General features: G+C 46.8%; 21 protein-coding genes and 1 other RNA gene. 11 read left to right on the top strand and 11 right to left on the bottom strand.

Annotation, left to right across the window (positions count from 1 at the left end; genetic code table 11):
- Positions 1–285, top strand: a transfer-messenger RNA (tmRNA) gene (ssrA, locus tag B7X71_RS09140); the annotation flags it as partial.
- Positions 286–377: 92 nt separating this feature from the next.
- On the opposite strand, the gene B7X71_RS09135 is transcribed toward ssrA, so the two are convergent.
- Positions 378–2,129 carry an IlvD/Edd family dehydratase gene (locus B7X71_RS09135; RefSeq protein WP_293597509.1) on the bottom strand — a complete coding sequence of 584 codons (1,752 nt, stop codon included), beginning with the start codon at positions 2,127–2,129 and terminating at the stop codon, positions 378–380.
- Between the two features lie 124 nt (positions 2,130–2,253).
- Here B7X71_RS09135 and B7X71_RS09130 point away from each other — a divergent pair, with 124 nt between their 5' ends.
- Positions 2,254–2,676: a VOC family protein gene (locus B7X71_RS09130; RefSeq protein WP_293597508.1), complete on the top strand. Its 423-nt coding sequence runs from the start codon at positions 2,254–2,256 to the stop codon at positions 2,674–2,676.
- 8 nt (positions 2,677–2,684) lie between these two features.
- On the opposite strand, the gene B7X71_RS09125 is transcribed toward B7X71_RS09130, so the two are convergent.
- Both B7X71_RS09125 and B7X71_RS09120 read right to left on the bottom strand, forming a co-directional pair.
- A complete protein-coding gene (locus B7X71_RS09125) occupies positions 2,685–3,887 on the bottom strand; it encodes a class I SAM-dependent methyltransferase (RefSeq protein WP_293597507.1) in 1,203 nt (400 codons plus the stop codon).
- A 3-nt stretch (positions 3,888–3,890) separates the two neighbouring features.
- Positions 3,891–4,442: a carboxymuconolactone decarboxylase family protein gene (locus B7X71_RS09120; RefSeq protein ID WP_293597506.1), complete on the bottom strand. Its 552-nt coding sequence runs from the start codon at positions 4,440–4,442 to the stop codon at positions 3,891–3,893.
- 107 nt (positions 4,443–4,549) lie between these two features.
- Between B7X71_RS09120 and B7X71_RS09115 the strand changes: the two genes are divergently transcribed.
- A complete protein-coding gene (locus B7X71_RS09115; protein ID WP_293597505.1) occupies positions 4,550–5,317 on the top strand; it encodes a sulfurtransferase in 768 nt (255 codons plus the stop codon).
- An 8-nt stretch (positions 5,318–5,325) separates the two neighbouring features.
- On the opposite strand, the gene B7X71_RS09110 is transcribed toward B7X71_RS09115, so the two are convergent.
- Positions 5,326–5,628, bottom strand: coding sequence for an antibiotic biosynthesis monooxygenase family protein (locus B7X71_RS09110; RefSeq protein WP_293597511.1), 303 nt, complete (start codon positions 5,626–5,628; stop codon positions 5,326–5,328).
- A 75-nt stretch (positions 5,629–5,703) separates the two neighbouring features.
- On the opposite strand from B7X71_RS09110, the gene B7X71_RS09105 reads away from it, so the two are divergent.
- From B7X71_RS09105 to B7X71_RS09095, 3 genes are read left to right on the top strand one after another with little or no spacing between them, the layout of a single operon-like run.
- Positions 5,704–6,678 carry a D-2-hydroxyacid dehydrogenase family protein gene (locus B7X71_RS09105; RefSeq protein WP_293597504.1) on the top strand — a complete coding sequence of 325 codons (975 nt, stop codon included), beginning with the start codon at positions 5,704–5,706 and terminating at the stop codon, positions 6,676–6,678.
- A 5-nt stretch (positions 6,679–6,683) separates the two neighbouring features.
- Complete coding sequence (locus B7X71_RS09100; RefSeq protein WP_293597503.1) at positions 6,684–7,223, top strand: chromate transporter; 540 nt, start codon at positions 6,684–6,686, stop codon at positions 7,221–7,223.
- Positions 7,220–7,741, top strand: coding sequence for a chromate transporter (locus tag B7X71_RS09095; RefSeq protein WP_293597502.1), 522 nt, complete (start codon positions 7,220–7,222; stop codon positions 7,739–7,741). The genes B7X71_RS09100 and B7X71_RS09095 overlap by 4 nt, the downstream gene beginning before the upstream one ends.
- A gap of 30 nt (positions 7,742–7,771) precedes the next feature.
- On the opposite strand, the gene crcB is transcribed toward B7X71_RS09095, so the two are convergent.
- From crcB to B7X71_RS09070, 5 genes are read right to left on the bottom strand one after another with little or no spacing between them, the layout of a single operon-like run.
- Complete coding sequence (gene crcB / locus B7X71_RS09090) at positions 7,772–8,149, bottom strand: fluoride efflux transporter CrcB (protein WP_293597501.1); 378 nt, start codon at positions 8,147–8,149, stop codon at positions 7,772–7,774.
- Positions 8,150–8,158: 9 nt separating this feature from the next.
- Positions 8,159–8,482: a hypothetical protein gene (locus B7X71_RS09085; protein ID WP_293600552.1), complete on the bottom strand. Its 324-nt coding sequence runs from the start codon at positions 8,480–8,482 to the stop codon at positions 8,159–8,161.
- Positions 8,454–8,972, bottom strand: a complete 519-nt coding sequence (ygiD, locus tag B7X71_RS09080) for a 4,5-DOPA dioxygenase extradiol (RefSeq protein ID WP_293600551.1) — start codon at positions 8,970–8,972, stop codon at positions 8,454–8,456. The genes B7X71_RS09085 and ygiD overlap by 29 nt, the downstream gene beginning before the upstream one ends.
- 9 nt (positions 8,973–8,981) lie before the next feature.
- Positions 8,982–9,119 carry a hypothetical protein gene (locus B7X71_RS09075; protein WP_293597499.1) on the bottom strand — a complete coding sequence of 46 codons (138 nt, stop codon included), beginning with the start codon at positions 9,117–9,119 and terminating at the stop codon, positions 8,982–8,984.
- Between the two features lie 44 nt (positions 9,120–9,163).
- Positions 9,164–9,331, bottom strand: coding sequence for a hypothetical protein (locus B7X71_RS09070; RefSeq protein WP_293597498.1), 168 nt, complete (start codon positions 9,329–9,331; stop codon positions 9,164–9,166).
- A 28-nt stretch (positions 9,332–9,359) separates the two neighbouring features.
- Here B7X71_RS09070 and B7X71_RS09065 point away from each other — a divergent pair, with 28 nt between their 5' ends.
- Together B7X71_RS09065 and B7X71_RS09060 are read left to right on the top strand one after the other, a co-directional pair.
- Positions 9,360–10,022 carry a site-2 protease family protein gene (locus tag B7X71_RS09065; RefSeq protein ID WP_293597497.1) on the top strand — a complete coding sequence of 221 codons (663 nt, stop codon included), beginning with the start codon at positions 9,360–9,362 and terminating at the stop codon, positions 10,020–10,022.
- 89 nt (positions 10,023–10,111) lie between these two features.
- On the top strand, positions 10,112–10,561 hold the full coding sequence (locus tag B7X71_RS09060; RefSeq protein ID WP_293597496.1) for a cytochrome c: 450 nt from the start codon (positions 10,112–10,114) through the stop codon (positions 10,559–10,561).
- On the opposite strand, the gene B7X71_RS09055 is transcribed toward B7X71_RS09060, so the two are convergent.
- Positions 10,562–11,242, bottom strand: a complete 681-nt coding sequence (locus B7X71_RS09055) for a cytochrome b/b6 domain-containing protein (protein ID WP_293597495.1) — start codon at positions 11,240–11,242, stop codon at positions 10,562–10,564. It abuts the gene before it with no gap.
- 39 nt (positions 11,243–11,281) lie between these two features.
- The gene (locus B7X71_RS09050; protein ID WP_293597494.1) at positions 11,282–12,223 is read right to left on the bottom strand and encodes a 3-hydroxyacyl-CoA dehydrogenase NAD-binding domain-containing protein; all 942 of its coding nucleotides are present in this window, start codon (positions 12,221–12,223) and stop codon (positions 11,282–11,284) included.
- 84 nt (positions 12,224–12,307) lie between these two features.
- On the opposite strand from B7X71_RS09050, the gene B7X71_RS09045 reads away from it, so the two are divergent.
- Genes B7X71_RS09045 through B7X71_RS09035 form a run of 3 tightly spaced genes read left to right on the top strand, consistent with a single transcriptional unit; the run spans position 12,308 to position 15,157 of the window.
- Positions 12,308–13,237, top strand: a complete 930-nt coding sequence (locus B7X71_RS09045) for a 2-hydroxyacid dehydrogenase (protein WP_293597493.1) — start codon at positions 12,308–12,310, stop codon at positions 13,235–13,237.
- Between the two features lie 13 nt (positions 13,238–13,250).
- Positions 13,251–14,177, top strand: coding sequence for a dihydrodipicolinate synthase family protein (locus B7X71_RS09040; RefSeq protein ID WP_293597492.1), 927 nt, complete (start codon positions 13,251–13,253; stop codon positions 14,175–14,177).
- Between the two features lie 29 nt (positions 14,178–14,206).
- Complete coding sequence (locus B7X71_RS09035) at positions 14,207–15,157, top strand: TAXI family TRAP transporter solute-binding subunit (RefSeq protein WP_293597491.1); 951 nt, start codon at positions 14,207–14,209, stop codon at positions 15,155–15,157.

The following is a 15,157-nucleotide window of genomic DNA, read 5'->3' as shown; positions in this document are numbered from 1 at the left end:
GGGAATGTAATAACTGCAAACGACGAACGTTTCGCACTAGCCGCTTAATTGCGGTTGCCCCTGAACTGATTCTCTCTTGGGTCAGCTAGCGCAAGCTAGATCAGGGTCATTTACAAGAGATAAGATCATTTCATGTCACGGGGAATGGTTCGAAAACTAAGTGAATCGCCAGCGTGGAACATGTCAGTCTGTGACTAGCTAGCTAAATTAAATGACATGACTAAGTATGTAGAACTTGTTGTAGAGGATTTGCGGACGCGGGTTCGATTCCCGCCGGTTCCACCATTTTGAAGTAAATTGTTTTACTCAACAGTCAAACGCCACCTCAATGGGTGGCGTTTTTCTTTGCTTCTATTTTTTACTTCGTATGAGTTGGATTAACGCTTGGGTGTTTTACCAACCATCTTTGCCGCCCTCAAGAAATCAAAATCAACACCCTTATCTGCTTGTGTAACCGTATCTAAGAATAGCTTTAAGTAACCACGCTCTGCAGTGGGTTCGATCACTGGATTTTCTTTTACACGCTTCGCCAGCTCTTCCTCTGAGACCAATAAACTAATCTCACGATTTTTTACGCTCAAACGAATGCGATCACCATTCTTTACCTGCGCAAGTGGCCCACCGACTGCAGCCTCTGGAGTCACATGCAACACAATTGTTCCAAACGCCGTTCCGCTCATACGACCATCAGAGATGCGCACAATATCTTTTACGCCTGCCTTGGCGAGTTTCATAGGGATTGGGATATATCCAGCCTCAGGCATGCCAGGAGCGCCTTTAGGACCAATATTCTTGAGCACCAAAATATCATCTGCCGTGACATCCAAGTCTGGACTATCAATCCGATTGGCGAGATCTTCACTATTTTCAAAGACAACAGCACGACCTTCATGCTCCATCAGTTTTTCATTGGCAGCTGATTGTTTGATGATGGCGCCACTAGGGGCTAAGTTGCCATGCAAGACCGCAATACTGCCGCGTGGATAAATTGGGTTATCAAATTTGCGCACGACGTCTTGCTTAAAACTTGGGGGCGCTGCATCTATCTCCTCACCTAAAGTGCGGCCAGTCACTGTCATCGCATCTAGCTTTAAAAGAGGCTTTAGCTCGCGCAGCAATGTTGCCATACCGCCGGCGTCATGGAAGTTCTCCATGTAGTGATCGCCAGATGGCTTCAGATCAACTAGCACCGGCGTCTCATCACCCATCTTATCGAGAGCATCTAAATCAATTTCTAAACCCATGCGTCCAGCAATCGCAGCCAAGTGAACGATGCCGTTAGTTGATCCACCAATGGCCAATAAAACACGCATCGCATTTTCAAAAGCGTCTGCTGTTAATACCTTGTCAATTGTTAAGCCATCTTTTGCCATCTGCACGGCACGGGTTCCAGTCTCTTCTGCAATCCGAATTCGATCTGCAGTTACCGCAGGTGGAGTAGCCCCTCCAGGTACAGTCATACCCAATGCCTCAGAGATGCAGGCCATCGTGCTGGCAGTACCCATCACTGAGCAGGTACCAACGCTGGCCACTAACCGGTCATTCACTTCGTCTTTTTCAACTTCATCAATTTCGCCAGCGCGGAATTTTCCCCAATAGCGTCGACAGTCAGTGCACGCACCTACACGCTCACTTCGATGTGAACCAGTCAGCATTGAACCTGTGATCAACTGAATAGCAGGTAGACCCGCTGAGGCTGCGCCCATCATTTGTGCTGGCACCGTTTTATCGCAACCACCAATCATGACTACCGCATCCATTGGTTGAGCACGAAGCATCTCCTCAGTGTCCATTGACATCAGGTTGCGCAAATACATGCTGGTGGGAGCAGCAAAGCTTTCATGAATGGAAATCGTTGGAAAGTCCATTGGCAAACCCCCTGCCAACATCACACCGCGCTTTACAGCCTCAATCAATTGCGGCATATTGCCGTGACAGGGATTGTAGGCACTGCCAGTATTGATAATCCCAATGACAGGACGATCTAATGCGCTATTGGTATACCCTGCACCCTTAATAAACGCCTTACGCAAAAATAATGAGAAGCCTTTATCGCCGTAGCTGGTTAAGCCTTTACGCAGTCCGCTCTCAGACGCTGGTTTTTTGGTTTTATCAGAACTGCTGCTCATAGCCCGCCTAATAGAATGCTCAAGATATTAGTCTCCGTTGAATATCAATATATTTTTTGCTTAAATATACTAAACTTTAAAAATTGTCGTATACACAACCACCTAGCTTTCACTAAAGGCCATCATGTCCAGTATTCAACCATTTCACCTTGCCTTTCCCGTAGATAACTTAGAGGCAGCTCGTACTTTTTATGGCAGCACCCTAGGTTGCGCAGAGGGCCGTAGCTCAGATGAATGGATTGACTTTGATTTCTTTGGACACCAATTAGTTGCGCACCTAGCCCCTGAAGAATGCGGCCATGCAGCAGCAAATGAGGTTGACGGACATCAAGTTCCTGTAAAACATTTTGGAGTTGTTTTAACGATGCCCGATTGGCATGCACTAGCTGACAAATTAAAAAGTAGCGGCATGAAATTCATCATCGAGCCACAGATTCGGTTTAAAGGGAAAGTAGGTGAACAGGCGACTATGTTCTTCCTCGATCCCGCTGGCAATGCCCTTGAATTCAAGGCATTCGAAGATCCAAGTCAGCTATTCGCTAAATAAGCACTGATTTAGAGTGGCGCTTGCTTAACGCCCAATCGCCAAAGCGAGGTGATTTCAGCTGCTCTGGCGAAATACAGCGAATCTGAATCATCAAAGGCTTTGGGATGTTTGGGTTTGGTATCAATGCGATCCAAAACAAGCAATCCCGCATCCTCAATCCAAGAGAGTAGTTCTTGTCGAGTTCTCAGCTCGAGATGCTCGGCTAAGTCAGACAGAATTAACCAACCCTCGCCCTGTGGCAACAGGTGATCCTTCAATCCAAGCAAAAATCCTTTGAGCATTTGACTATCGGGGTCATACACCGCATGCTCAAGAGCGGAGCTCGGCCTTGCAGGCACCCATGGCGGATTGCAAACAATTAACGCAGCCTGCCCAGCTGGAAATAAATTGGCTTTAACGATCTCCACTTGAGAGTTCAAATTCAAAAGTGCAATATTTTCTTTGGCGCAGGTGATTGCTCGATCATCTTGGTCGGTCGCAATGATTTTGCGTACATCCCGCATTGCCAAGATAATCGACAGCACACCAGTACCAACACCAATGTCAAAAGCAGTAGATTCAAGATCTAAAGCTTTAGGTAATGGAGCATTACAGACAAGCTCAATGTACTCACCACGAACGGGTGAGAACACGCCGTAATGCGGGTGCACGCAGATTGGCTCGCCATTGCCATCCGCCAGAATAGGTAAACCATTCTTGCGCCACTCATGTGCACTAACTACACCCAAGAGTTCGCGCAAAGAAACCACATAAGATTGGGTCACAACCCCATATGCTTCAGAACATGCTTGTGCAATATTGGGTGGGCGTCGCAATGAAATACTGTGATCTGGATTACATTGAATTAAAAGCATACCCAAAATCCTGGCTCGTTGAGACTGAATCAGGCGATGTTGATTGAAAATATCTTTTGCTGTTTTCTGAGGGGTGAGCTCATCGGGCTTGCCGACCCTCTTACTCGCACGCTTCGATTTCTTTGAAGGCTTATCAATCCGTCGCACTAAAGCCTGCAGTAACTGGCGGGCGTTTTGGAAGTCCCCCCTCCAAAGAATTGCCGTTCCCTCGCACGCCAAACGATAGGCATCATCGGCCGTTACGGTGTCGTCGGCAGTCACTACTTTTTTATGGGGCGCTATGCCATTTTCAGAGCGCCAAACTGCTGAGCAAGTCTGACCCTGCTCTTCCCAGTAAATGGAGCCATTCTGATTCATGAATTACTCAGGAGGATGCTCCTCAGGATTCACATCCAAGGCAATCAAAAATCGAGAAACCATGTTGTAGGCTGCCACCACAGTGACAAGCTCAACCGTATCGGTATTGCCAAGAGCCATTTGCAAGCGTTTCATGATGGCGCCATCAACCTGGATGTTGCGAGTCATCTGGAACGTTAACTCTGCCGCATCGTTTTCAACTGCGGAGAATAGATCCCTGGGGAAACTAGGCTGGCCAATTAAACGCAGCGCCTTGACTTGCTCCTCAGTACCCCCCGCTTTGATAAATGGAGGCGCATGATGAAAAAACTCATACTCAGCACCATTGAGAACGGCCACCCCACACATGGCGAGTTCGCGCAGCTTTGGATCTAGGGAGAGGTTATTGCGTATCTCGCCAACGAAATGATTCCAGCCCTCAGCAATCGGGGTGCTATGCAACAGCATGCGATCTAGATTAATGAACTGGCCACCCCGACGCTGGCGAATTGCGGCTACTAGCTCAGCAGGTTCTGCCAAGTCCATCGGCTGGTAAGGAATTAAACGTTCAGACATAGGTGCTTTTGATAGGTAATTTTATGAAAATGGGCATGTAAGAGCCTAGATTATCACTCGAATACCGTCTTCCTCGATAATGTTTATATCACCATAAAACACTTGCCATGAAACCGATCCTGAACATAGCCGCCTACTTATTTGTCAGTCTAGACAATCTGGCTAAGTTGCGCGCCAAAATTCTCGATGAGTGCAATGCCCGGAACCTCAAGGGAACCATCCTGCTGACAGGTGAAGGCATCAACATGTTCTTAGCTGGCAACGAGACCGAATTACGTGGCTTCTTAGACTGGCTTCGACTTGATCATCGCTTCAAATCATTGGAGTCAAAAGATAGTTGGTCTGAATCACAGCCATTCAAAAAAATGTTGGTCAAAATTAAGAATGAAATCATTCGAATGAATCACCCGATGATTCGTCCCGAAGAAGGTCGTGCAAATTTCATTGCACCAAAAAAATTACAAGATTGGCTTGATCGAGGCACAGATGATTTGGGGCGCCCTGTAGTGATGGTGGATACACGTAATGCATTCGAAGTTGAGTACGGGACATTTGAGAATGCACTGCATTTTAATATCGAAAAATTTACCGAATTTCCTGAGGCAATTTCAGGAAGAAAAGATGAGCTAGCCGACAAGACTCTCGTGAGCTTTTGTACCGGCGGTATTCGCTGTGAAAAGTCAGGCCTCTATATGCGCGAGATTGGTATGGAGCATAGCTACCAATTGGAAGGTGGCATTCTCAAGTACTTTGAGGAAGTCGGATCGGCCCACTACACGGGCACTTGCTTTGTATTTGATGAGCGAGAGGCTTTGGAGCCCAACCTGGATTCCATTCCAGTGGAGCGCTCCATTCGCAAAAAACTCAAGACCTAAAAAAGCGATTACCCAGACTTACCCACCAAGGTCATATGCTCAACAAAAGGTGGTTTTGTGAAGAATGGGCCAACAATGGCTCGCCAATCAGCAAATGCATCTGATCCACGAAAATCTACCGTGTGGTTTTCCAGGGTATCCCAGTAAATCAACAATAGATAACGCGCCGGATTTTCTATGGTGCGATTAACCTTAAATCCCTGAAAACCTTTGGCTTTAGCGATGACAGTATTTACACCGCGCAAAATGGCCTCCTCAAACTCGGCAGACTTGCTAGGGTCAATTTCAATATCGCAGTGCTCCAAAATCATGGGTATTCCTTTTGTCAAAATCAATGTAGATAGATAGTAAACTCAAACAGCACAATAAATAACGATATTAGAGACATGGCTAATTTACCTAACGTTGTCATTCTTGGTGACTATGAGCGCGCCCTACGTCGCTTTTCCAATTGGACCAAAGTGGATCAGCATTGCCATATCGCGATTCATCATGAGGCCCTGCATGATGAAGCGCTATATGAGGCAGTTAAAGATGCCGAGGTGATTGTGCTGGTGAGAGATCGCACCCCATTTAACGAAGAGTTGATTGCGCGCCTCCCAAAGCTCAAGCTATTTGTATTTACCGGCAAGCGTAATGGCACACTAAACGCGCCATCACTGATATCCCGGAATATTCCGATTGCCTGCACACCAGGGGGTCCATCCAAAGAAACGACTACCGAGCTAACTTGGGCCTTGATTTTGGGGGCCTCAAAACGGTTGATCACTCAAAATCAGCTGATGCACTCTGGTAGCTGGCGCGATGAACTTTCTGTTTTACCAATGCTGTCTAGTGAACGCCTCGGAATTATTGGCTTAGGCTCAATCGGCAGTGCTGTTGCCCGCGTAGGCAAGGCTTTTGGAATGGAGCTTGTCACTTGGAGCCCCAATATGACGCCTGAACGGGCTGCCGCCCAAGATGCTAAATCAGTCAGCCTGGAAGAGTTATTGAAGACATCTAAGGTTGTGAGCCTGCATCTTGTAGCTGGGCCCAATACCAAGGGATTGATCGGCGTTGACGAATTGGCAATGATGCGACCTGACGCCCTCCTAGTGAATACCTCTCGCTCTGCCCTCATTCATACACAGGCTCTACAAGATGCACTTGCAGCTGGCAGACCCGGTCAAGCGGCAATTGATGTCTTCGACACTGAGCCACTACCTGAAAATGATGTACTGAGGAACGCCCCCAACCTACTCACTACACCGCATCTAGGGTTTGTAGCTGAACCTGTTTTTGCAATGTTCTCCAAAGGAATCGTTGATACCTTGGAGGCATGGATTGATCAAAAGCCCATCCCACATCCATTCGAACTGTAATTTTTTTGAAGACGCTTACCCCTACAGAATTATTTATCAGCTTCAGCAAAATTGGAATGTCCGGTTTTGGCGGCGTTTTACCTTGGGCTCGTCGCACCTTAGTCGAACGAGATAAGGTATTAAGCTCTGAGGAATTCAGCGCTATTCTGGGTATCTGCCAAATTGTCCCAGGCCCTAATATTGTCAATCTTGCAGTTTGTATTGGCTCTCGCTTTGCTGGCGCTAAGGGCGCATTAGCTGCCGTTCTTGGGTTAACGCTAGGGCCCATCTGCATTGTGATGCTGTTGGCCATTCTGTATACACATTACAGTTATATGGAATCTATCCAAGGAATACTGCGAGGCATTTCTGCGGTTGGTGTTGGTTTAATCGCCTCCACAGGAATCAAAATGTTGCGCGATGAGTTTCGCTTTCCAGCAATGCTGCTGGTGGTGGTCGTAACAGTCATTGCCGCGAGCTATTACCAGCTCGGTCTTGGTTGGGTGGTATTAATTGCATCGCCACTTGCCTGGATTTTGGCGCAAAAGAAAGCTCACAAACTATGAGCATCTTGCTAAGCCTCTTTCTAAAGCTTTCTGCTTTTTCGTTGATTGCCTTTGGAGGGGTGAATGCCCTGCTTCCAAGTCTACTCAATTTATCGGTATATCAAGAGCACTGGATTGACCTACAAACTTTTGCAGATTATTTCGCTATTGCTCAAGCTGCACCAGGACCCAACTTCATGACAGTTACTCTGATTGGCTGGCACGTCTATGGTGTTTTGGGCGCCTTAATTGCAACCATTGCGATTGCATGGCCATCATCTATTCTGGTTTACCACTTACAGCGCCTAATATTGGGCATGCAGGATGCACATAAAAAGAAGTCCATTCAGTATGCGGCTGCAGCCCTTGCTATTGGTCTAGTTCTATCTTCAGCATGGCAGATTGCCTTACAAATCAATCACTCATACGCAGCATATGCACTCACGGTACTGACCATCGGGGTCACTGTTTTGACTCGCTGGCACCCTTTGTATTTAATTGGCTTAGGTGCAATCTTAGGCGCCCTAGGGCTTATTTAAATACTCCGCCCGAAAGCCAATTCGAAGGAACTACTTCAGCGCTTGGTAAGTCAAGATACCCAAGAAGGTTAAGGTTAGTGATCCAACTAAATTCAGCATCACCGTCCCAAACGCCCAAGCAAGCTCTCCACGCTGCATAAAAGCCACTACATCAGCAGAAAAGCTAGAGAAGGTAGTGAGGCCGCCCAAGAAACCCGTAATGATGAATAACTTCCACTCAGGGGAAAGGCTTGGGTTATTACCAAAGAAGGCTACGGCAATTCCAATCAAGTAGCCACCAACCATATTAGAAATGAATGTTCCCAAAGGAAGCGTCGCTTCCAGGCCAACTGTTGCAAGATTAAATCCCGCTCTTAGTAAAGCTCCGAGACCAGCGCCGCAAAAGACTACAAGTATAGATGGCCACATATTAAATATTTATTGAATTGAAAAAGTAAGCATGCTGATGGAGCCCATTTCTACTCCATCAACCAATACCTTAGGTGCCTCACCTTGCTCTTGCAGTGCAAGTACATATAAAGCAGGCCAGTAATGTTCAGGAGTCGGGATAGCCAAATGAGCGGAGTCACCAAATTGTTCCCAATGAATCAAAGCCTCATGATGATTTGCTTTCATTTCTGAAACAAAGAAATCATTGAACTCACCAGCCCAGGGATAAGGTGCTGCCCCCTCCTCCCAATGAATAGTACGCAAGTTATGGACAACATTACCGCTAAATAGTACGCAAGTTATGGACAACATTACCGCTAGCCAAAATCAAAATGTTCTCATCACGCAAAGGGCGTAGTTTCTTGGCGAGTTCGTAGTGCTCACTAGCAGACATTGAGCCATCTAGACTTAGCTGAACTACAGGAATGCCGGCCTCTGGATAGAGGTATTTGAGAACAGACCAAGCGCCGTGATCAATACCCCATTCATTTTCTTCAAGCACAACAGGAACATCGAGCAATTCTTTAACTCGATCAGCCAACGCAGGACTGCCAGGCGCTGGGTACTGAACATCAAACAAGGCTTGCGGAAATCCGCCAAAGTCGTGAATGGTTTTAGGTTTAGGCATTGCAGTAACCCAAACTCCGCGGGTTACCCAATGTGCCGAGATGACAAGGATGGCATCTGGGCGTTTGAGTGATTTACCAAGATTGGCCCAAGCCGCTGTAAAGCGATTGGGCTCAATGGCGTACATCGGACTGCCATGGCCAGCAAATACTGCAGGTTGGCGATGGCTAGTCATTAATGTAGATTAGCCGAATACGTAACCAGTATGAGCCGCAACCAATGCAAACAAAATAGCCAAGCTAGTAGCGGCTGCCAACATCACGATCAAAGTGATGATTTTCTTATTGATTTCGTCTTTCGACTCGTTATGCCATTCGTTCATACTGAATCCTCATTAAACACATTAATTGATGCTGCAATTATCCACTATCGGCCGCGGCCAGCCTTGCGCATCATAGCTTTTCCGCCTCCAAAGCCTGCCTGAGGCCTACCACCAGGGCCGGATGGGCCTTTGGGGGCTGGTGGACGGGCTACTGGCTTGGCTGCTATGGGCTTAGCTGAGGTTTTTGATTCGGGTTTTTTATCGTCAGTCACTTTTTGCTCCTATGGATATCATATTGCCATGATTACTGACTATTCTATCCAAGCTATTGCGATTAATGCGATTCCCTTGATTTTTGCCATCACCATCCACGAAGCAGCCCATGGTTATGCGGCTCGCCATTTTGGTGACAATACGGCCTATATGCTCGGAAGGGTCAGCCTCAACCCACTGAAACATATAGATCCCATGGGGACCATCCTCATCCCTTTGATGCTGATTTTGGCCAGCTCACCATTTTTGATCGGGTATGCCAAGCCAGTACCGGTTAACTTTGGGCGCTTGCGCAACCCCAGAATTGACTCGATTTGGGTTGCCTTAGCAGGACCGGGGTCAAACTTCGCTCAAGCCCTGATTTGGGCCACCATCTTGATTCTCTTAACTGGATCTGGAATCGATGAGCGATTCTTGATAGCCATGTCGCAGGCTGGCATCACCTGGAACCTAGTCCTCCTGGTATTTAACTTATTTCCTCTGCCGCCTTTGGATGGAGGTCGCATCTTGTCCAGCCTATTGCCAGCGCGCCAATCTATTGCATTTGGAAGACTAGAGCCGTGGGGCTTCTTTATCGTTCTTGGGCTTGTATTTACCGGGATTATTGGCAACTTTTGGATGGAACCTTTGCTAGCATTCTTTAAGTCCATCATCTACTTTATAACGCTGCCATTGCAGATGGTTTTCTAAATAAATCCATCTGCAAGGATCGGTATTCGAGAGTATGCTGAGCAGATAGAGCCTCACCCCCAAATTGATTGAACTTATTGGAGATCCTTATGAAACTCAAACATCTTGTTTTAGCCACCCTAGCATCAACCTTGCTGCTTAGTGGCATTGCATACGCCCAGTTTAAGAAACCAGAAGATGCCATCAAATATCGTCAGAGCGCATTTACTGTTATGGCTAATTCTTTTGGAAAAATTGGCGCAGTAGTGAAAGGTGAAGCACCATTCAATAAAGATGAAGTAGCCAAGAATGCAGCGGTTGTTGCAACAATCTCAACACTGCCTTGGCAAGCTTTTGGTCCAGGCACTGAAGGTGGCAATGCATTGTCAGGAGTATGGTCTGATAACGCCAAGTTCAAATCCGCTGCAGAGAAAATGCAAGTGGCAGTAGCGAACCTTAATACTGCCGCGCAGTCAGGTGATCAAGAGGCAATTAAAAAGGCTTTTGGTGCAGCCGGTGCTAGCTGCAAAGGTTGCCATGATGACTTTAAGAAAAAGTAATCAGCGAGAAATCAAGTAACCCAGAATTACGGCAATCAGGCTCAGTAGCAATAAAGCAAGACCGCGTTGCAAACCTCCGTCCTTGGAGGCTTGACCCAAGTCAGATGGCAAATACTTTGTCTCCTCGCTTGGGTCAATTTCTTTATCGCCCAGTAACATCGGCTTAATTAAATTTTCACCTTTGAATTTTTGATAATAGAAAATTGCGCACAGGTGCACAACAATCAACACAATCAAAATCTTTTCATTCTGACGATGAATCGAAGTTAAGAGCTCAACCGTTCCGCTCGAAATATATTTTGCGAATGGCCCCTCAAAGGCAATATCGTCGTTTGCAAAAAGGCCGGTGATTGCTTGAAGCCCAATTGAAAAGAGAAGCGCCAGAACAGATAAAGCACCTAATGGGTTGTGACCAAGACCCGCCTTGGCTTTTCCAGAGAGGTAATTGAGCAAGCCTTTAGGGCTGGGTACAAAATGAATGAAACGGGCATGGTGTGAGCCAATTAAGCCCCAGCAAATTCGAAAAATAATTAACGTTAAAACACAGTAGCCAACTCGCGCATGCCACTCCATGGCATTGCCGCCGATCTTCACGGTGACAAAACTCAGAATAATCCCGACAACCAATAGCCAGTGAAACAGGCGAATCGGCAAATCCCAAACGCGAATAATTTTCTTCATCTTTGCAGAATAAATCAAAGCATGAGATTGCGCCCTGTTTTATTTAATCTCAGGCAGATCCTTCTGAATGATCTTTAAACCTTCGCGGAGTGCTTCTTGGTAACGCTCTCGCTCTGCCTTCATTGTCTCGGCGGTCCAAGAATAAAAGCCCTCACCAGTTTTCATGCCCAACTTACCGCTGGCGATGCGATCACTTAAGCATTTGGCAATATCGGGGGAATTATTCAGAGTTGGATAAATCGTCGCACCCCCGGCGCCATGCACATCTAAGCCAGCATGGTCCCTCTGCATTGCTGGTCCCGCAGCGATGTAGCGAAAGCCAAAGCCAAAGCGAACGGCTTTATCAATGTCTTCCAAACTGGCAATCCCAGCATCGACCATCGCAAAGGCCTCGCGCGACAAGGCATGCTGCAGACGATTCGCTAGAAATCCCGGTAAATCTTTTTTCACGGTGACGGGCACCATGCCGCAAGCTGTCATTAAGCGAGATAAGCTTTCACCAACCATAGGTGAAGTCTTTTGGCCGTAGACCACCTCTACACAGGGCACTAAGTGCGCTGGCATGAAGAAATGCAAACCAATCATCCGCGCTGCGGTTTTCAAACCTGTTGAAATATCGCTAATTGGAAAGCTGGTGCTGTTACTTGCTAGTACTGCTTCCGGCTTTGCGTATTGCTCCAACTTGGCAAATAACTCTTGCTTGATATCGAGACGCTCGGGCACACACTCAATCACCAAATCAATCTCAGACCAATCTATTTCATCCAATGAACCAGCGGTGGAAAGCAAATGCAGACGATGCTCGTAACCCAGATCAGTCATGGTATTGGCAAAGTAGTCTGGCAACAGTGCGCGACGTTCCGTGGTCGGCTCAAGCACCTGAACCGCGCAACCCCCGCGTGCACATACAGCTGCCACATCAGCACCCATGGTGCCGCCACCAACGATGACAACTTTAGTTTCAGATGGGGTAAACAACATCTCAATTTCTCCTTTGGGGGCAAGATAAGGATTACAAATCCTCTTACAATGTTTTCATTATTCCAATAAAAAAGTAAGTGAGACATGATCCCAGTCAATTCAGTACTGCAGGTCGGACAATTTCCAGAAGTAATGCAAATGGCAATCGACCAGCGCATTACCCCGGTTCGCTTCCCTGATATCAACGCCAGCATACCGCCGGGTTCTTACGAGAGTATTTTGATTCGCTCAAATACGCAGCTGCCCATTCAACTGCTTGAAAAACTTCCTTCAGTAAAGATGGTGGCCACATGTGGTGTGGGCTATGACAACCTACCCCTGGATTACCTTCAAGAAAAAGGCATTAAGGCCAGCAACACCCCAGGGGTTCTCAATGACGCGGTTTGCGAGCTAGCTATTGGCATGCTTTTTGGTTTATTGCGTCGCATTCCTCAGGCACATGAATTTGTTAACAGCAAAGCCTGGTCCAAAGGTTTATTTACAGTCACTACGACGCTTGCTGGCAAGCAAGTGGGTATAGCTGGTATGGGTCGTATTGGCCAAGACCTTGCCAAGCGCCTAGAGCACTTCAAAGTCAAAATTGCCTACACTGGCCCAAGCCGAAAAAAGCTCCCTTATGAGTACTTTCCTGACATCAAGTCCTTGGCTAAGGCCAGTGACGTCCTCTTTCTTGCCTGTCCTGCCACCCCAGAAACAGAAAAAATGGTTGGCACAGAAGTCTTAGAAGCCCTGGGGCCTCAGGGCCATCTGATTAATATTGCCCGAGGTAGTGTCGTGGATGAGGCCGCACTTTTAGTTGCACTGCAGCAAAATAGGATTGCTGGGGCAGCGCTGGATGTATTCGAAAATGAACCAAATCCAAACCCTGGGTTCTTAAATATTGATAATGTCTTACTAACGCCGCATATTGGAAGTGCCACTTCCGAAACGCGACAATTGATGACAAATTTAGCAATAGATAATTTAGAAGCTTTCTATAATAAAAGACCTCTTCTGACAGAAGTACAAAATTAAATTGGAGTAAGTAATGACTATTTCCCTTCACCCTTCCACACTACCTGCGGTGCTATCGCCTGTATTGACTCCATTTAAAGAAGACGGTAGTCCAGATGCGCAAAAATTATTAAAGCAATGCCAATGGCTCGAAGCCAATGGTGTTGGCCAAGCAATCTTTGGGACAAACTCCGAAGCCAACTCGATCTCCGCCCCCCAAAAGATGGCCACGTTAACCACCTTGGTTGAGGGCGGCTTAAACCCAGCCCATATGATGCCTGGCACGGGTGCTACGTCCATCGATGCTACGGTGAACATGACCCGACATGCAGTGCAACATAAATGTGCCGGCGTCTTAATGCTGCCGCCGTTCTACTATAAAGATGTGACCGATGATGGTCTTTTTGCCTACTACTCTGAAGTGATTCAAAAGGTGGGTGACGCTGGATTACAAATTTATATCTACAACATCCCCCCAGTTACCAAAATCAACCTCAGCCTTTCTTTGCTGGAGCGTTTAGCAAAGGCATATCCAAAAACTGTTGTTGGCATGAAAGATAGCTCTGGTGATTGGGCATATACAGAATCTGTAATCAAGCTCCTAGCGCCATCAGGATTCCGCGTTTATGCAGGTAGCGAAGTATTTCTGATGCGCGCTTTACGGGCCGGTGGCGTTGGCTGCATCTCTGCTACTGCTAACGTAAACCCTAAGGCTATTGCTGAATTAGCGTCGCATTGGAGAGAATCTGACGCAGATCAACGCCAAGCCGCCTTAGATCAAGTACGCTCTGTATTTGCTCAATATCAAATGATTGCAGGTATGAAAACAGCAGTTGCACACTTCAGCAAAGATTCCGAGTGGTTACGCGTCCGCCCACCACTCATGCAATTGAGTGCAGACCAGCAAGCTAAATTACTGAGTGAGTTGCAAAAAATTAACTTCAGCATGCCAGGCCTTTAATTAAATAGAATCAAAACAGGAGACAAAAAATGAAGCTTATTAAAGTAATTGCCTTATCCCTCACCATGTTCTTCGGTGCCGCACAAGCACAGAACATCTCAATTGCAACCGGCGGTACTGGCGGTGTTTACTACCCTATGGGTGGTGGCTTAGCCTCAGTACTTTCTAGCAAAGTTCCAGGTATGGCGGCTACAGCCGAAGTAACTGGCGGTTCAGTTGATAACCTCAACCTCATCGGTACAGGCAAGCCATACGTTGGCTTCTCTATGGCTGATGCCGCTAAAGACGCACAAATGGGCGAAGGTAAGTTTGCTAACAAGAAAGTGGACTTGCGCACCCTCTTGGTTCTCTATCCAAACCTGATGCACGTTGTGACAGTAGATTCCACTGGCATTAAGTCTATGAAGGACCTTAAAGGCAAACGCGTGAGTACAGGCGCCCCAGGTAGCGCAACTGAAGTGATGGCTTTCCGTCTCCTCGAAGCTGCTGGCTTAGATAAAGACAAAGACGTCAAGCGCGAGCGTTTGAGCGTTGCCGAATCTGTCAACGCAGTCAAAGACCGCAAAATTGATGCTTTTTTCTGGGTTGGTGGCTTGCCAACTGCAGCTGTAACCGACTTAGCTAATAGCCCTGGCATGAAAATCGTCATGGTTGATAACGCTGCTGAAGTTGCTGCAATGAACAAGAAATATGGCAACCTCTACTTTGCTGCCAATATTCCAAAAGAAACTTATAGCGGCATGACTGCAGATAATAAAGTTGCTGGTGTTGCCAACATTCTTGTTGTAAATGCCAATATGCCTGATGCTGAAGCCTACAAAATTGTGAAGGCTGTATTTGATAATAAGCTGGACTTAGTTCGCACTCACAAGGAATACATCAACGTAACCCTTGAGAATCAAAAACAAAACTCCACGCCAATCACGTATCATTCAGGCGCATTGAAGTATTTCAAAGAAAAGAACATTAAAGTAAATTAA

The organism is Polynucleobacter sp. 39-46-10, assembly GCF_002282275.1.
The sequence above is the reverse complement of the archived record's forward strand: the minus strand, read 5'-3'. Positions and strand labels throughout refer to the sequence as shown.

What these genes read in the sequence shown, in the direction of transcription:
- B7X71_RS09115 (WP_293597505.1), top strand. Translation starts at nt 4,550, where the DNA reads ATGAAACCGATCCTGAACATAGCCGCCTACTTATTTGTCAGTCTAGAC.
- B7X71_RS09125 (WP_293597507.1), bottom strand. Translation starts at nt 3,887, where the DNA reads ATGAATCAGAATGGCTCCATTTACTGGGAAGAGCAGGGTCAGACTTGC.
- B7X71_RS09085 (WP_293600552.1), bottom strand. Translation starts at nt 8,482, where the DNA reads ATGTTGTCCATAACTTGCGTACTATTTAGCGGTAATGTTGTCCATAAC.
- B7X71_RS09075 (WP_293597499.1), bottom strand. Translation starts at nt 9,119, where the DNA reads ATGAACGAATGGCATAACGAGTCGAAAGACGAAATCAATAAGAAAATC.
- B7X71_RS09110 (WP_293597511.1), bottom strand. Translation starts at nt 5,628, where the DNA reads ATGATTTTGGAGCACTGCGATATTGAAATTGACCCTAGCAAGTCTGCC.
- B7X71_RS09040 (WP_293597492.1), top strand. Translation starts at nt 13,251, where the DNA reads ATGACTATTTCCCTTCACCCTTCCACACTACCTGCGGTGCTATCGCCT.
- B7X71_RS09060 (WP_293597496.1), top strand. Translation starts at nt 10,112, where the DNA reads ATGAAACTCAAACATCTTGTTTTAGCCACCCTAGCATCAACCTTGCTG.
- B7X71_RS09050 (WP_293597494.1), bottom strand. Translation starts at nt 12,223, where the DNA reads ATGTTGTTTACCCCATCTGAAACTAAAGTTGTCATCGTTGGTGGCGGC.
- B7X71_RS09130 (WP_293597508.1), top strand. Translation starts at nt 2,254, where the DNA reads ATGTCCAGTATTCAACCATTTCACCTTGCCTTTCCCGTAGATAACTTA.
- B7X71_RS09120 (WP_293597506.1), bottom strand. Translation starts at nt 4,442, where the DNA reads ATGTCTGAACGTTTAATTCCTTACCAGCCGATGGACTTGGCAGAACCT.
- B7X71_RS09105 (WP_293597504.1), top strand. Translation starts at nt 5,704, where the DNA reads ATGGCTAATTTACCTAACGTTGTCATTCTTGGTGACTATGAGCGCGCC.
- B7X71_RS09095 (WP_293597502.1), top strand. Translation starts at nt 7,220, where the DNA reads ATGAGCATCTTGCTAAGCCTCTTTCTAAAGCTTTCTGCTTTTTCGTTG.
- B7X71_RS09035 (WP_293597491.1), top strand. Translation starts at nt 14,207, where the DNA reads ATGAAGCTTATTAAAGTAATTGCCTTATCCCTCACCATGTTCTTCGGT.
- B7X71_RS09135 (WP_293597509.1), bottom strand. Translation starts at nt 2,129, where the DNA reads ATGAGCAGCAGTTCTGATAAAACCAAAAAACCAGCGTCTGAGAGCGGA.
- crcB (WP_293597501.1), bottom strand. Translation starts at nt 8,149, where the DNA reads ATGTGGCCATCTATACTTGTAGTCTTTTGCGGCGCTGGTCTCGGAGCT.
- B7X71_RS09055 (WP_293597495.1), bottom strand. Translation starts at nt 11,242, where the DNA reads ATGAAGAAAATTATTCGCGTTTGGGATTTGCCGATTCGCCTGTTTCAC.
- B7X71_RS09045 (WP_293597493.1), top strand. Translation starts at nt 12,308, where the DNA reads ATGATCCCAGTCAATTCAGTACTGCAGGTCGGACAATTTCCAGAAGTA.
- B7X71_RS09065 (WP_293597497.1), top strand. Translation starts at nt 9,360, where the DNA reads ATGATTACTGACTATTCTATCCAAGCTATTGCGATTAATGCGATTCCC.
- ygiD (WP_293600551.1), bottom strand. Translation starts at nt 8,972, where the DNA reads ATGACTAGCCATCGCCAACCTGCAGTATTTGCTGGCCATGGCAGTCCG.